The 14881-nt window shown below is 61.5% G+C and carries 13 protein-coding genes; 7 read left to right on the top strand and 6 right to left on the bottom strand.

Annotation, left to right across the window (positions count from 1 at the left end):
- Nucleotides 1–31: 31 nt before the first annotated feature.
- Complete coding sequence (gene secD / locus OIU37_RS15865) at nucleotides 32–2581, top strand: protein translocase subunit SecD (protein WP_182210878.1); 2550 nt, start codon at nucleotides 32–34, stop codon at nucleotides 2579–2581.
- 158 nt (nucleotides 2582–2739) lie between these two features.
- Nucleotides 2740–3456: an ATP-binding protein gene (locus OIU37_RS15870; protein WP_182210877.1), complete on the top strand. Its 717-nt coding sequence runs from the start codon at nucleotides 2740–2742 to the stop codon at nucleotides 3454–3456.
- Nucleotides 3457–3459: 3 nt separating this feature from the next.
- On the opposite strand, the gene OIU37_RS15875 is transcribed toward OIU37_RS15870, so the two are convergent.
- The 3 genes from OIU37_RS15875 to OIU37_RS15885 all read right to left on the bottom strand — a co-directional run bounded on the left by OIU37_RS15875 (nucleotide 3460) and on the right by OIU37_RS15885 (nucleotide 5493).
- On the bottom strand, nucleotides 3460–3897 hold the full coding sequence (locus OIU37_RS15875; RefSeq protein WP_171601621.1) for a response regulator: 438 nt from the start codon (nucleotides 3895–3897) through the stop codon (nucleotides 3460–3462).
- Nucleotides 3898–3927: 30 nt separating this feature from the next.
- Nucleotides 3928–4632: a LuxR C-terminal-related transcriptional regulator gene (locus OIU37_RS15880; RefSeq protein ID WP_171601622.1), complete on the bottom strand. Its 705-nt coding sequence runs from the start codon at nucleotides 4630–4632 to the stop codon at nucleotides 3928–3930.
- 483 nt (nucleotides 4633–5115) lie between these two features.
- A complete protein-coding gene (locus tag OIU37_RS15885; protein ID WP_171601623.1) occupies nucleotides 5116–5493 on the bottom strand; it encodes a response regulator in 378 nt (125 codons plus the stop codon).
- Nucleotides 5494–5685: 192 nt separating this feature from the next.
- On the opposite strand from OIU37_RS15885, the gene OIU37_RS15890 reads away from it, so the two are divergent.
- Genes OIU37_RS15890 through OIU37_RS15905 form a run of 4 tightly spaced genes read left to right on the top strand, consistent with a single transcriptional unit; the run spans nucleotide 5686 to nucleotide 11543 of the window.
- Nucleotides 5686–7827 carry a PAS domain-containing sensor histidine kinase gene (locus OIU37_RS15890; protein ID WP_182210897.1) on the top strand — a complete coding sequence of 714 codons (2142 nt, stop codon included), beginning with the start codon at nucleotides 5686–5688 and terminating at the stop codon, nucleotides 7825–7827.
- Nucleotides 7814–8239, top strand: coding sequence for a response regulator (locus OIU37_RS15895; RefSeq protein ID WP_003545468.1), 426 nt, complete (start codon nucleotides 7814–7816; stop codon nucleotides 8237–8239). Before OIU37_RS15890 ends, OIU37_RS15895 begins: the two co-directional genes overlap by 14 nt.
- Nucleotides 8240–8243: 4 nt before the next feature.
- Entirely contained in the window at nucleotides 8244–9839 is a 1596-nt protein-coding gene (locus OIU37_RS15900) for a response regulator (RefSeq protein WP_264258022.1), read from the top strand.
- Between the two features lie 21 nt (nucleotides 9840–9860).
- Nucleotides 9861–11543, top strand: a complete 1683-nt coding sequence (locus OIU37_RS15905) for a VOC family protein (protein ID WP_206679627.1) — start codon at nucleotides 9861–9863, stop codon at nucleotides 11541–11543.
- Here OIU37_RS15905 and OIU37_RS15910 read toward each other — a convergent pair.
- The 3 genes from OIU37_RS15910 to OIU37_RS15920 form a co-directional block, all read right to left on the bottom strand.
- On the bottom strand, nucleotides 11509–12414 hold the full coding sequence (locus OIU37_RS15910) for a DMT family transporter (protein ID WP_182210896.1): 906 nt from the start codon (nucleotides 12412–12414) through the stop codon (nucleotides 11509–11511). The genes OIU37_RS15905 and OIU37_RS15910 overlap by 35 nt on opposite strands.
- An 89-nt stretch (nucleotides 12415–12503) precedes the next feature.
- The gene (locus OIU37_RS15915; protein WP_264258023.1) at nucleotides 12504–13955 is read right to left on the bottom strand and encodes an FAD/NAD(P)-binding protein; all 1452 of its coding nucleotides are present in this window, start codon (nucleotides 13953–13955) and stop codon (nucleotides 12504–12506) included.
- Nucleotides 13956–14042: 87 nt separating this feature from the next.
- Nucleotides 14043–14471 (bottom strand): OsmC family protein, encoded by a 429-nt coding sequence (locus tag OIU37_RS15920; RefSeq protein ID WP_264258024.1) that lies wholly within the window; start codon nucleotides 14469–14471, stop codon nucleotides 14043–14045.
- A gap of 143 nt (nucleotides 14472–14614) precedes the next feature.
- Here OIU37_RS15920 and OIU37_RS15925 point away from each other — a divergent pair, with 143 nt between their 5' ends.
- A complete protein-coding gene (locus OIU37_RS15925; protein ID WP_171601627.1) occupies nucleotides 14615–14875 on the top strand; it encodes a hypothetical protein in 261 nt (86 codons plus the stop codon).
- The last annotated feature ends 6 nt before the right edge of the window (nucleotides 14876–14881 follow it).

Below are 14881 nucleotides of genomic sequence, written 5' to 3' on the forward strand. Positions count from 1 at the left end.
AGCGCCGGCCCTCGATATCAAGGAATACAACATGCGTACTTCACGATGGCTGGTGGTCACCTATACGGTGATCATCCTACTCGGCCTATTGATCGCCTTGCCGAATGTCCTGCCGCAATCCGTCCTCCAGCGCGTGCCGGCCTGGCTGCCGCATGAGCAGGTGTCGCTCGGCCTCGACCTTCGCGGCGGTTCGCACCTCGTTCTGGAAGTCGACGAAGCCGACCTGACCAAGGAGCGGCTGCAATCGCTGCTTCAGGACGCGCGCCGCGTGCTGCGCGAAAAGGGCATCCAACCGAAAGCCGTGGTCCGTAGCCAGAACCAGATCGTCGTGACGCTCGCCGATGCCTCACAGAGCGATGCTGCCGTCACCGAACTCAAGACGCTTGCCAACCCGATCAGCACCGGCCTCAGCGCCGGCCAGGCGGATCTTGATGTCACGGCGAACGGCGCCACCATCACCGTCGGCTTCTCGCGGGCCGGCATCGCCGCCAATGTCGACAATGCCGTCCAGCAGAGCCTTGAAGTCATCCGCCAGCGCGTCGACCAGGTCGGCGTCTCCGAGCCAACCATCCAGCGCATCGGCGCCAACCGCGTGCTCGTCCAGCTTCCGGGCGCGCAGGATCCGTCGCGCCTGCGCGAACTTCTCGGCTCCACCGCCAAGATGTCGTTCCATATGCTGGCGCCGAACAACGCGCCCGGACCCGGCGTGACCATGCTGAAGGACGATGAAGGCAATTCCTATCCGGTCCTTGACCGCGTCGAGATCTCCGGCGACCGCCTTTCGGACGCCCGTGTCAGCTTCGATCCGAACACGCGTGAGCCGATCGTCAGCTTCCGCTTCGACAGCGCCGGCGCTACCCGCTTTGCCGAAATCACCCGCCAGAACGTCGGCAATCCCTTCGCCATCGTCCTCGACAACAAGGTGCTGAGCGCGCCGGTCATCCGTGAGCCGATCACCGGCGGCTCCGGCCAGATCTCCGGCAGCTTCTCAGCCGACAGCGCAACGACGCTTGCCGCTATGCTGCGCGCCGGCGCCCTGCCCGCCAAGCTGACGGTCATCGAGGAACGCACCGTCGGCGCCGACCTCGGCGCCGATGCCATCAAGATGGGTATTTATTCCGGCCTCGTCGGCTTTGCTCTCGTCGCACTCTTCATCTTCGTTCTCTATGGCACCTGGGGCATCCTGGCGAATATCGCGCTGTTGATCCACACCATCCTGACCTTCTCGGCCCTGACGCTGGTCGGTGCGACGCTGACGCTACCGGGCATTGCCGGTGTCGTGCTCGGCATCGGCCTTGCGGTCGACGCCAACGTTCTCATCAACGAGCGTATTCGTGAAGAGACCCGCAAGGGTAAGGGCGCCTTTGCCGCCATCGATACGGGCTTCAATCGTGCCTATTCGACCATCATCGACGGCAATATGACGGCCCTGATCGCTGCCGCCATCCTGTTCTTTTTCGGTTCCGGGCCGGTGCGCGGCTTTGCCGTGACCATGGCGCTCGGCCTGATCATCTCGATGTTCACCTCGGTCGCCTTCGTGCGCGTCGCGATGATCGAGATCACCCGCCGCCGCAAGTTCAAGGTGCTGAACATCCGGCCATTGATCCCGTTCAGCCCCTATGACAAGCACATCGAGTTCATGAAGGCGCGCTTCTTCGGCGTCACCGTTTCGGCGCTGCTGTCGATTGCCTCCGTCGTGCTCTTCATCCATCCGGGCCTCAACTACGGCGTCGATTTCCGCGGCGGCATCCAGATGGCCGTCAAGACGCAAGGGGCTGCTGATCTTGCGAAGTTCCGCGAAGGTTTGGACAGCCTCGGCCTCGGCGAAATCACGCTGCAGTCCTTCGGCGACAAGAATAGCATCCTCGTTCGCGCGCAGCGGCAGGAGGGCGGCGAAGAGGCGCAGACGGCAGCGGTTACCAAGCTGAAGGCCGAAGTCGCCAAGATCGATCCGACCGCCACTGTCGAAGGCACCGACGTCATCGGTCCGAAGGTCAGCGGCGAGCTTGCCTGGGCCGGCATCCTGTCGGTGGTGATCGCAAGCTTTGCGATGCTCATCTATATCTGGGTCCGGTTCGAATGGCCGTTTGCCGTCGGCGCCATCGTCACGCTGGTGCTCGACGTCACCAAGGCGATCGGCTTCTTCGCGATCACCGGCCTCGACTTCAACCTGACGGCGATCGCCGCCATCCTGACGCTTGTCGGTTATTCGGTGAACGACAAGGTCGTCGTCTATGACCGCATGCGCGAAAACATGCGGCTCTACAAGTCGATGCCGCTGCGCGAGATCATCGACAAGTCGATCAACGAGACCTTGGCGCGAAGCCTTTACACCAATGCGACGGCCTTCCTCGCGCTGGTGCCGATGGCGATCTGGGGCGGCAGCGCGGTCTCGAGCTTCGCGATCCCGATGGTCTTCGGCATTCTCGTCGCCGGCGCCTCGTCGATCTTCATCGCGGCACCCATCCTGCTCTTCCTCGGCGACTGGCGCCGCCGCCATGCCAAGGCGGCACCGGCAACCGATGAGGCCGTCGAGATCATTCCGCCGGAACAGGGTCGCCCGCGCAAGTCCGCGAGCTAAAATCCCGTTAACGCATCCTTGAAGAGGGCGCCGGTTGCAGAGCCGGCGCCCTCTTTCTATTGTCGGCTACAGCATTATGTGCCAATTCAAAGTGTTACAGCGTCCTTTGCGCATCTGAAAAGACGCGTGGCGCCGTGAGAGATCGGGGAAACCGCCAGATGTCATCCGACCCAACGAGACCGCCAGAAACCACCATTGCCGGAGACGGCGAGGAGCGCATCAAACGTTTTCTCGCAACCGCCTCGCACGACCTGCAATCGCCGCTCCGCCATATCGCCATGTATGCCGAGTTGCTGCTCGACGATCTCGAGGCGACGCTCGACGGTGAACAGCTGCAGAGCCTCAGGATGATCATGGAAAAGGCGCAGACAGCGCAGCGCCTCACCAAGGCATTGATGAGCCTTGCCGGCGGCACACCGCAGGTGACGCCTGAAGAGGTCGATCTGCAGGCGCTCGCCGAAAATATCTGGGGCGAACTGACCGACGAGACGGCGGCCGGCGAGGCAACGCTCGAAAGCGACGGCCTGCCCTCCATCCGTACCGACCCTGCCCTCTTCGGTCTGGTGCTGCGGCACCTGCTGACCAACGCCCTCATTTATCGCGGGGAAGCGCCGCCGCATGTGGCCATCGCGGCGCAGCGCGAGGGGACGGACTGGTTCATCCGGATTTCCGACAACGGGACGGGCATCGATCCCGTTTATCGGGAGCGGATATTCGAGCCTTTCTGGAAATTGCCGAGGCCGGGGACCGTCCAGGGCGCCGGTCTTGGACTGACGACGGCGCGGGAGTTTCTGACGGCACTTGGCGGCGATATCAGCCTCGAACATTCGGATGAAAGCGGCAGTCGATTCATCATCCGCCTTCCCATCGCTTGATGGTTAGATGCTGTAATCGTCCTTCCAGAAATCCGGAACGTCATAGGTCACATATTCGCGGATGATATGCTGCAGCGTCTGCGCATCGATTTCGTCCTTGCCGATGCGGAAATCGACGCCGTAATCCGGGAATTCCTGGAAATAGCCGCCCGATATATCGGTCGAGACGACGCCGATCGGACCGGTGTAACCGATGCCGCGCAGCTCCGGCACCGTGTCGCGGAAATCGGCATTGGGCAAAAGGCGATTGTCGAGCAGGATGAGATCGAAACGCTCCAGGCGGATCTTTTCCAGCGCGTCACCGATCGATTGCGAATATTCAACCTCGACGGCCGGCTCGGAGAGCTCGGCGATCTTCTTCTTGAGCGCACGGAATTCGATGAATTCGTCGTCGACAAAGAGAACCTTTACGGCGTTCCTTCGGCTCGTTTCGGTGATCATCGTCTCATTTCCCCAATCCCGAAACCAGCTTCACGAAACCAAACCATTCCTCAAGGCGATCGCCACCATATGAACGCGGTTCACTGCGTCAAGTTTGCGCGCGGCCGCGGTGATGTGCGAATTGACCGTATGTTCGGAAAGACCGAGAATGATGGCGATTTCCGCCGACGTCTTGCCTTCGCTTGTCCATTTGACGATTTCCGATTCGCGCTGGGTCAGCCGTCCGGACATTTCCGGCGTCAGGATTTCCTCGTAGAGCTTGTCGAAAATACGCATGGCGTCGAGGAGCATGTCGGCGATCTCACTCTGATCCGGCTCCTGGCGCTCGCCGCTGAGGACGAGGCAATATCGCCGCCCTTCCGGCGTGAACAGCGGGATGAAGAGAAAGACGCCGCTCAGGAACTCGTTGAAAACAAGATCGGACGGATAATCTTCCGGCTGTGCGCTCCTACCATGGACGGGCGTTGCCAGGAACTGGGCGGACTTTGCCCGGACGGTGCCCAGCGCTTCCTTCAATGTCGTGATGAAAAGGCCGACACGCCGCTCGGCAACATTGGTGATGACGATATCGCGTTCGCCGAAAGGGGCCGAAGCCTCGGATATGCGGGCAAGCGCAAAATTGTCGAAGTTGTAATGCTGCGCCGCCGACTTCAGCAGACGGAAAAAATCGGTGCGGTTGATCGCCCGGCTCAGTTCCGGTCCGGCGTGAAAAGGAATTGCCGGGGCATTGTTCATTCCCACTCTTCCTCTCTCCTCCCGCCGATGCTTCCGATCCCGAAATCTTGGGATATACGTCTTAGACGCGAAGAGCTACAAAAATTGCGAGACAAGTTGATGAGAGATATCGAAAACGGGGACTTTCGATATGTAAGGCGGAAATCATCAATTATCTCAACACAGGTGATGCACGGGCAGATTTTACTGAGGGGCAGTAGTTCTTACCTGGGTATCGTAAATCTTCTCGTGTTCAACATCCATGAATGCGAGAAGGCAGTGCCAGACGTAAGCGCGAGAGAACCGATAGACCCATTCAGCTAAGGGGTTGGCTGATGTTCGTGGCGGCGAACGCGGGTTGATCGGTTCTCTCAGCGCTTATTTTGCGTTCCATTTCCTTCGCTTCGGTTGCATCTTGTGATGCGCTCCCGACCTTGTCAATTGCGGTTTGTCGCATGCTCCGGGCGAGCGGCAGAGAACAGGCGGCCGGGCTTACGTCGTTTCCTACACTTCCAGATTGAGAATGATTGCGGCAAGGTCAAGCGGTTTTTCGAGATAGAAATCGGCGCCGGCCTCGAGCGCACGCGCGCGATCCTCATCGGCATCCGATCCGCTGCAGATTGCAAGCCGCATCGCCTTGAACCGAACATCCCTGCGCAGGCTCATCACCAGGCCAGTGCCGCTGTCGAGCGGCATGTAGAGATCGGTGATCAGCAGATCGGGCACGGCCTTGCCCTCCGCCGCGCGCGCCTCCAACGCCTCCAGCGCCCTATCGGCGGTCGAAAAGCAGAATAGATCGACCTCTATCTGCTGCTTGCGGCTGATATAGTCGAGATAGAAGAGGTCATCCCTGCTGTCATCGACGTAAAATAGGGTCGGCATCCACCACCGTGATTGGATATTGTTCGAACGAACGTCGCTGTCCTTAGAAATCACGATACCGCGGTATCACGAAAATTCGATATACCTTACTGCAAGGCATTTCGCAAAAAGCACGGCATCACCTTCCCTTTGCCTATTGAGTATTCGTTGATTTCGGAAAAAATGACCGCGCAAACCAAGGAGAATACGCGGGTGCAGGATAGCAGCGACGTGGACCTGCAGGACCAGCGAAGGCGGCACTACCGTGCCTTTGCGATTGCCGTCGGCTGCCTGATGTTCCTTCTCGGCGTGACGGCGCTTGCCGGCTGGCTGCTGCAGGTCGAGATTGTCATTTCGCTGGTTCCCGGCTTTCCGTCGATGGCCTTCAACACCGCGCTCTGCTTCGTGCTTTCCGGCGTGGGGCTTGCCGCTTCGACACTCGCCGCCCGCCGTTTTCGAATAACGGCGACAATCACGGCGGGGCTTGCGGCGGCGATCGCCGCGGCCCGGCTCGTGGAAATCGTCATGATCGGGCGGACTTTTCACAATGTCGACTTGTTGATCTCGCGCTTCCTGGTTTCGCCGGATTTCATCGCTGAGATCGGCGGCGGCATGGGGCCGAACACGGCGCTGGTCTTCCTGATCGCCAATCTTTCGCTGCTGCTCTCGCTCCAGGTGGAGAAGTCGAGAAGCCAGGTGGTGCAGGAATTGACGAGCTATGTCGTCATCACCCTCGGCATGATCGCGCTGGCCAGCTATGTCACCGATGCCGAACAGGGCTACCGCTGGGGGCCATATGCGGCGATGGCGCTGCATACGGCGGTCGGCATGGTGATCTTCGGCTCGGGACTTCTCGCCCGCTCCTGGTGGATGCAGCCGGCAAACCGGGCGCAGATCCCGCTCTGGATCCCGGCCGCGGTCTGCTTCACCGGTCTTCTCGTCGATCTCTATACGCCGCTGGGTGTCGCCAACGGCATTCTCTACGTGCCGCTGGTGCTGACGGCGCTCTGGTTCGGCAACCGGAACGCGCCGCTTTTCTTCGCCTTTGCCTGCACCGTGCTCCTGATGCTCGGCTTCTTCGCCGTCAGGCACAACGAGGCGGCGTTCTGGCAGGAAATCGCCAACCGCACGATTACGGCTGCCACGCTTTGGCTGATCGCGATCCTCGTCTTCTATTTCATGCGCAACAACTATAATCTCGAAACCGAGCGCGTCCGCTTCGGCGCGCTGGTGCGCGGCACGCCTGATGCCGTCATCGTCATCGACGAGCGTGGAACGATCAGGAATTTCAATCCGGCGGCTGAAAGCATGTTCGGTTACTCCCCGCAGGAGACGATCGGCAAAAACATCAAGATGCTGATGCCCGAACCCTACCATTCCGAGCACGACGGCTATCTCGCCCATTACCGGCAGACCGGCGAGGAGCGCATCATCGGTACGACGCGCATGGTCTCCGGACGACGCAAGAACGGCATCGTCTTTCCGATCGATGTTTCCATCAGCGCTGTCGTCACCGGCCATACGAAGACCTTCGTCGGTATCGTGCGCGACATCAGCGAGCGCGTCCGGCAGGAAGAACGGATGAAAACGACGCTTTCCCAGCTCGAGGCCTATACGGCCGAGCTCGAGCGCAGCAACCACGACCTCGATGAATTCGCCTATATCGCCTCGCATGATCTCAAGGAACCGCTGCGCGGCCTGCACAACCACTCTCGCTTCCTGTTGGAGGATTATGAAGACAAGCTCGACGTGGACGGCGTGCGCCGGCTGAACCGGCTCGTGCGTCTCAGCCAGCGCATGGAGAAGCTCGTCAACGAGCTTCTCTATTTCTCCCGGCTCGGACGCCAGCAGCTGGCGGTCAAACGCACCGATATCGGCCTGATCGTCAAGGATGTCGTCGCGACGATGGAGTTGCTGCTCGAGGAACGGCACGCCAAGGTGATCATCGACGGCCGGCTGCCGGAGGTGGTCTGCGACGCGCCGCGGCTGACCGAAGTGTTCCGCAATCTCATTACCAATGCGATCAAATACAACGACAAGCCGGCTCCGCTCGTCTCGATCGGCTATTTTGACCGATTCGTCGGCAAGGACGGCACGGTTGCCCGCAACGTATTTTTCGTTAAGGATAACGGTAAGGGCATTCCGCAGGAATTCCACGAGGATATTTTCCGCATTTTCAAACGGCTGGAAAAGTCGCAGGATTCCGACGACGGGACCGGAGCAGGCCTCACCTTCGTTCGCAAGATCATCGCGCGGCATAATGGCGATATCTGGCTGGAATCCGAGGTCGGCACCGGCACGACATTCTACTTCACTCTGGGAAAAAAGCGCGAGGGGCAGAATGCAGCAGCGTGATACGCAACCGATCCTGATCGTCGAGGACAGCGAAGACGATTTCGAAGCGACGATGCGCGCCTTCAAACGCACCAACCTGCGCAATTCGATCCGCTGGGCGGCCTCCGGTCAGGAAGCGCTCGACATGCTCGCCGAGATGGTGCCGAAACCCGGGCTGATCCTGCTTGACCTCAACATGCCGGGCCTTGATGGTCGGAAGACGCTGGAGGCGATCAAGTCGAACGCCGGCTGGCGCAAGATCCCGGTGGTCATCCTCACCACCTCCGACGACGAACGCGATATCGAAGGCTGCTATGCGCTCGGCGCCAATACCTATGTGCAGAAGCCGGTGGATCTCGACGGGCTCTTCGCCGCGATCCAGCGGCTGAAGGAATACTGGTTCGAAATCGCCATCCTGCCACTCGAGGACTGACAGATTGGCGGAACACTGCTCTATTCTCATCATCGACGACAACATCGACGATCTCGAGGTCTATCGCCGCATATTGAGCCGCGTTTCCAGCACTGCCTATACCGTCGTGGAGGCGGAGACCGGCGAAGAGGGTCGTGCGCTGAACAGCCGGAAACGGCCTGACTGCATCCTGCTCGACTACTCTCTGCCGGGGCGCGACGGGCTCGGCGTTCTTGCCGATATCCTGGAGGATGATCCCGCCGCCAACGTCATCATGCTGACCGGTCAGGGCAACGAAACCGTCGCCGTCGAGGTGATGAAGAGCGGGGCACGCGACTATCTGACAAAGGATTCGCTTTCGCCGGAAACACTGCATCGCTGCATTCAGAACGCCATCATGCACGGCATGCTGGAAGCAAAGCTGGAGCAGAAGCGGCAATCGCTTGAGATCTTTACCCGCGCTATGGCCCATGATTTGAAGGAGCCGCTCCGGACGATCAAATCCTTCAGCCGCATCCTGCACGGTTCTGCAGCGCTTCCGGCCGAAGACCGGGAATTGCTCGATTACGTGCTCAGCGCCGCCGACCATATGGAAGACCTGATCGTCAAGGTCTCGGGCTTCACCAAGCTCGAGGCCTCCGGCGGACTGGAGCTCAAGCCGGTCTCGCTCTCCGATGTGCTCGACCAGGTGGAGGACAATCTGCGCCAGCAGACCGAAAGCCGCGGAGCCGTCATCATCCGCGGGGCGCTGCCGGAGGTCATGGGCGACGCGACGCTGCTGACCCAACTCCTGCAGAACCTGGTGTCGAATGCCGTCCGCTATTGCGCGCAGAAGGTTCCGGAGATCAGCATCACCGGCGAGGCGCAGGGCGATACCTGCCGCCTCACGGTACGTGACAACGGGCCCGGCATCGACCCCGCGCACCGCGAGCTGATCTTCCAGCCGTTCAAGCGTCTCGTCGGCCGCGGCATCGAAGGCACCGGGCTCGGCCTTGCCATCTGCCGCCGCATCGCGCAGATGCATGGCGGCTCGATCTGGTGCGAGGCAGAAAATGGGCCGGGCGCCACCTTCATTCTCGAAGTGCCGCTCGCCGAGGCGAGGCCCGCGACATCAGCCGCATCGGCCGTCCCCCACAGCGCCAGGCCGGCGGAGCAGCCAGGCGAAGGTTCGGGCAGGCTCGCCGAAGTGCTGCTCGTCGAAGACAGCCCGGCCGACATCCAGCTTCGGAAGATCAAGCTGATGCGGCGGGACAAGGTGAATTTCAACCTGCATGTCGCCACCAACGGACGCGAGGCGATGCGGCTGCTCGAAGAACGCGCCGGCATCGCCGATGTGCCGCAGATCGACCTGATGCTGCTCGACATCAACATGCCGATCATGGACGGCTTCGAGGTGCTGCATGCGCTTTCAGCCGACATCCGCCTCAAGCAAATTCCCGTCTGCATTCTCAGCACGTCCAGCGACGAGAGCGACATGCGGCGGGCCAGAAATCTCGGCGCGCGCGCCTATATGGTCAAGCCGCCGACCCTGCAGCAACTGGAAGAGGCGCTTGAAGATGTCGAACATTTGGAGTTGTTGCAGCGCGGCGATTCGCTTGCGCTTTGTGCGGAACAAAATTAAGCGATCGTCATTGGCAACGGTATGACCTTCGCAGCTCTCATACTCGCGCTCCTGACGACACCGCTTCAATCAGGACTGCTCTCGATGGTATCAGGCATACATCACGTCACGGCCGTCACCCGCAAGGTGCAGGCGAATGTGGACTTCTACGCGGGATTTCTCGGCATGCGGCTCGTCAAGCAGACAGCCGGTTACGAGGACGCGACGCAGCTTCATCTACTCTATGGCGATGCGGCTGGGACGCCGGGTTCGCTGCTGACCTTCCTCGTCTGGGAAGATGGTGCGCCCGGCCGAGCCGGTTACGGCCAGATCAGCGAAATATCGCTTTCGATCAATCCCACCAGCATCGGCTACTGGCTGACGCGCGCCATGAGTTTCGGTCTGAGATCCGAGGGACCGGCCGACGAATTCGGCGAGCCCGTCCTGCGGCTGAAAGACCCTGACAACATCATCCTCAAGCTCGCAGGCGCAAAGAACCTGACATCGCCGTCCGCCTGGGACGGCGCTTCGATCCCGGCCGAGCACACGATCCAGCGCGTGCGCGGCGCGACCATGCTGACGGAAAAGCCCGCCGAAAGCCGCAGCTTCCTCGAGAGCCATTTCGGCTACCGCTTCCAGACCAACCGCGGCACGATCGACAGGCTGGTGTCGCAATCCGGCGACGTCATCGACGTGCGCGATGCGCGCGGCTTCTGGTCCGGCGCGCCGGGCACCGGCACGGTCGATCACGTCGCCTTCCGCGCTGCCGACGAGGAGACGCTGCTTTCGGTTCGCAAGGCACTGGAAGCGACGGATGGGTCGCCGACCAACATGCACGACCGCAAATATTTCCGCTCGCTCTATGCCCGCGAACCCGGCGGCACGCTGGTGGAGCTTGCCACCGACAAGCCCGGTATGACTGTTGACGAAGAGCATGCATCCCTCGGCACCAAGCTCTTCGCGCCGCCGGAAACGATCACCAATCTCGATGACCTGAAGGTGATTCTGCCCCAGTTTTCGATGCCCGGCCAGCCCCGCATCAACTACCGAGAACTGCCGTTCGTTCACCGCTTCTATACGCCGCCGAATCCCGACGGCAGTGTCTTCGTGCTCCTTCACGGCTCGGGCGGCAATGAGACGACGTTAATGCCGCTCCTGAACAAGGCGGCGCCTCGAGCAACCCTGATGGGCGTGCGAGGGCGCGCGACGGAAGAGGGTTTTCCGCGCTGGTACAAGCGCATTACACCCTTCTCCTTCGATCAAAACGACATCAAGACTGAGGCCGAAGCCTTTGCGGCCTTCATCGAAGGCGCCGTCAAGTCCTACGGCCTCGATCCCAAGAAGGTGGTCTATGTCGGCTATTCCAATGGCGCCAACCTCCTGAACTCGCTGCTCTACCTGCACCCGAACCTTGTTCACAAGGCGGTGCTGCTGCGCTCCATGCCGGTGCTCAGCGACTATCCGCATGCCGATCTCAAGGGCACCGACCTGCTCGTCATCAGCGGCAAGACGGATGCCTACGGCAAATATGCGAGCGACTTGGAAGAGAGGCTGAAAAGTTCGGGCGCCACCGTCGATTCCGACGTCATCCCCGGTGGTCATGACCTCGGCGATGCCGATGTACCGATCATCCAGAAGTGGCTGCTGCAGAGGATGGGTGATGATCCGCAGCCGCTGGAGCAGCAAGCGGTTAAGCCGGCGCGCGAGACGTCCGGGCAACCATGATGCCGGCGAGCACCACCGCGGCGCCGAGCGCCTGCATCATCCCGATCGCCTCATTGAGCAGCGCCCAGGCGAGGATAGCGGCGACGACCGGCTGAAGCAGCAGCGTCAGCGATGAAAAGGCCGGCGGCAGATAGGCGAGCGCATAGGTGATCGCCACCTGCCCGCCGGCATGGCTGACAAAGGCGAGGCCGAAGAGGATCGACCAGCCAAAGGCGGTTGCTGGCAGCATCTGGCCTTCGAAGAAGAAGGCTATCGGAAAGATGCAGACGGCTGCCGATGCCGTGCTCCACAGCATGATGCGGATCGTATCGAACCGGCTGCGCAACCTGCCGATCGCCAGGATATAGCAGGCATAGAAGAAGGCGGCGATCATCGCGGCGCCGTCGCCGCTCAAATCGCCGTTACCGAGCCCTGCCGGTCCGCCTTTCAGAATAACCACTCCGGCGAGTGCCAGCACCAGTCCCATTAGGAAGACGACACTGGTTCTCGCCCTGAAAAACAGGACGGCGATCAGCGTGACGAAAACAGGCGCGAGATTTGCAAGCAGCGTCGCATTGGCGACCGAGGTCATGGTGAGCGAAAGGTGCCAGGCGGCGAGATCGAGCGCCAACATGACGCCCGGGAGAGCCAGCATGCCATAGTCGGAAAGGCTTTGCGGCTTTGGGCCCCTCTCCTTCTTCACGAGCGAGACGACGAGGATCGGGATCAGCGCCAGCGCCACACGCCAGAAGGCCGTCGCCATCGGTCCGACCTCGGACAGTCTGACGAAAATCGGCGAGCCGCCGATCGCCGCCCCGCCGAGAAGGAGGGCTGCAAGGGCAAAACGATTGGAAGGCGAGGCTTCGGAAAGGGTGGAGGCAGGCTGCGACATGATCTCGATATTCTTGGTCACCCGGATGCCGGGTGCGTATCAGAAGTCGACCACCAGCGACAGTCGAAGAGCGACATATTGATGGAAAATCAGGCAGGACGCCTATTCGTCGCGCTGGTCCGCAGCTTTTCAGCGATCTCACCGGCGATGAAGAAGGCATGCTCGGTCACCTGCGGCAGTCCCATCAGCTCGCCGAACGTGCCGCGCGCCAGCGGGCCGGAGATCAGCAGCGAAGGATCTGCCTTTCCTGACCGGCCGATCGCCTCCGAGCGCTCGGTGCAGGTAAGGCCGAGCCCGGTCGGATCGAGCGACAGGTGGCCGTCTGCCGCAAGTGCCGCAAGCCAGGGCTGGGTTTCGAGAATGCCGCCATGCGCCGGGCCGGTGGTGACGACGACGGCGTCATAACGTCTCTCCAGCGGCTGACGCTGATGACGTGGCTGCAGGGTGCAAAGGATCAGCTCGCCTTCGATGCGCGCATCGGCGACCGAGCCGGCCAGGATATCGAGGCGACCTGCAGCAACCGCCGCGTCGAGCACGGCCTCGACCTGCGGGGCGATCCGGAAACGGTGCACATCCCAATAGGGACGCAGATGGCGGACGAGACGGCGTCGCTCGGCAACCGGCAGCGCCTGCCATAGATCGTATCCCTGCGCCCGCACCTGATCGATCACGCCATGCCAGCTTATGCCCTGGGTCTTCGCCGCACCTATGGCAGTGCGGATCTCTCTCAGCAGCGACACGGCGGAATGGGCCGCATCGGAGACGAAATCGCCGAAGAGCTCCTGCGGTACCGGCGCGTGCCCACGAGACCGCAGACCGCGGCGCGAGATCGCGGTCACCGGACCGTCATGCCCGCGCGCCGCAAGCGAGGCGATGACATCGGCGGCCGTCAGGCCGTTGCCGATGACCAGAACCCGGTCATGAGGGCGGATCACCTCGAGCGCGCCCGGCTTGGTGGTATCGGCGACGAAACGGGGATGGGCAGCAAGCCGGGTCGCAAGCCGGCCGGGGGCTACCGGCGGCGGATGGCTGGTGGCGATCACGACGATATCGGCCTTGGTCACGCCGCCTCTGTCGTCGAGGATCGACCAACGACCGGCACGGGCTTCGACAGCCGTCACCGCAGCGCGGCAATGACGCACGCTACCGTCTTCCAGCAGCGGCTTCAGCAGCGAGGCGACATATTCGCCGAACAGCCGGCGCCGGGGGAAGAGCGAGCCATCGGGCTGCCTGGCCTCAGGGTCGCCGGCGACGGCGTCGCGGGCTTCGATCCAGGCCACGAATTCGCCGAGGTCATCGGGCTGCAGGCTCATCTTGGCAGCTGGGACATTGATGCGGTGGGCCGGATCGGCCGTGTCATAGGCAAGGCCGCGGCCGAGTTCGGCGCGCGGCTCGAAGACCACGATGGCAGGGCGCTCGTCGCAGTCGGCTCTCGCTAGATGATAGGCGACGCCGGCGCCGGAGACACCGCCACCGATGATGGCGACGACCGGCTGTTCAGACGTCGGGAGAGGCTTGGGCTGCATGGGGGCCGGGATCATTGCTTTCGATGCCCAAGCATAGAATCGGGGCAGTGGTCACGCAATCCTCCTCCCCCGATTGTCTATAATTATTATGTAGATTTAGCCTTACGCCGATATCGTCGTCGAGAACTCGGGATTGCCGCGGATGGTGTTGCTCACCGTGCAGATCTCGTCTTCGGCGGCATGGGCGATTTTCTGCCGGGTTTCTTCGTCGATATCGCCCTTGATCGAAAAAGCGATGTTGAACTTGGCAACGCGCGAAAGGCCTTCCGTCGCCTTCTCGCCGGTGACCTCGGCGGTGATCTCGCTGATCTTGTCGAGAACGCCCATCTGGCTGGCGGCGATGCGGGCGCTCAGCACCAGGCAGGCCGAGAGCGAGGAATAGAGCAGATCGAGCGGATTGAAGCCCGGCTGCGACGGCGCGGTGACGATATCGATCTCGCCCTTGGTGGCGGAGGTGACATGCGGGAAACCGGTGCGGCCGACCACGGCGGTGGCGCCGGTCGGGCGGGGACGAACCTTGAGATCGGCCATATTGAAATCCTCTCGCGAATATCCTGCGGATAGTGATTCCGCCTGATGCGGCAATGGCAAAGCCCGCCCACCGGTTTCGGAACCTTTCCATCCGTCATCAGTTGAATACACCTGAACGAAATCAGTGACAAAGGTGGATTGCGATGGTGCATGTCCGCAGCATGGATAATCAAGGCCGGCGGATGGATGCGCGCGATCGGCTGATCGTCGCGCTCTATGCGCAGCTGAAGGCCGAGCGGGAGACGCGCGAAACGCTGGAATGGGCGATCCGCAACGGCGCCGTCTCCCAGGAGGTGCTGGAAGCCATCGCTGCCGATCCGGTTCCGGTCGTCACCAGCGAGGATATCGCATCGCTGGAGAAGATCATTGCGCTCGATGAACGGCGCAAACCAAATCGGAACTAGCCGACG

Source organism: Rhizobium sp. BT-226 (assembly GCF_025847085.2).
GTDB lineage: Bacteria > Pseudomonadota > Alphaproteobacteria > Rhizobiales > Rhizobiaceae > Rhizobium > Rhizobium sophorae.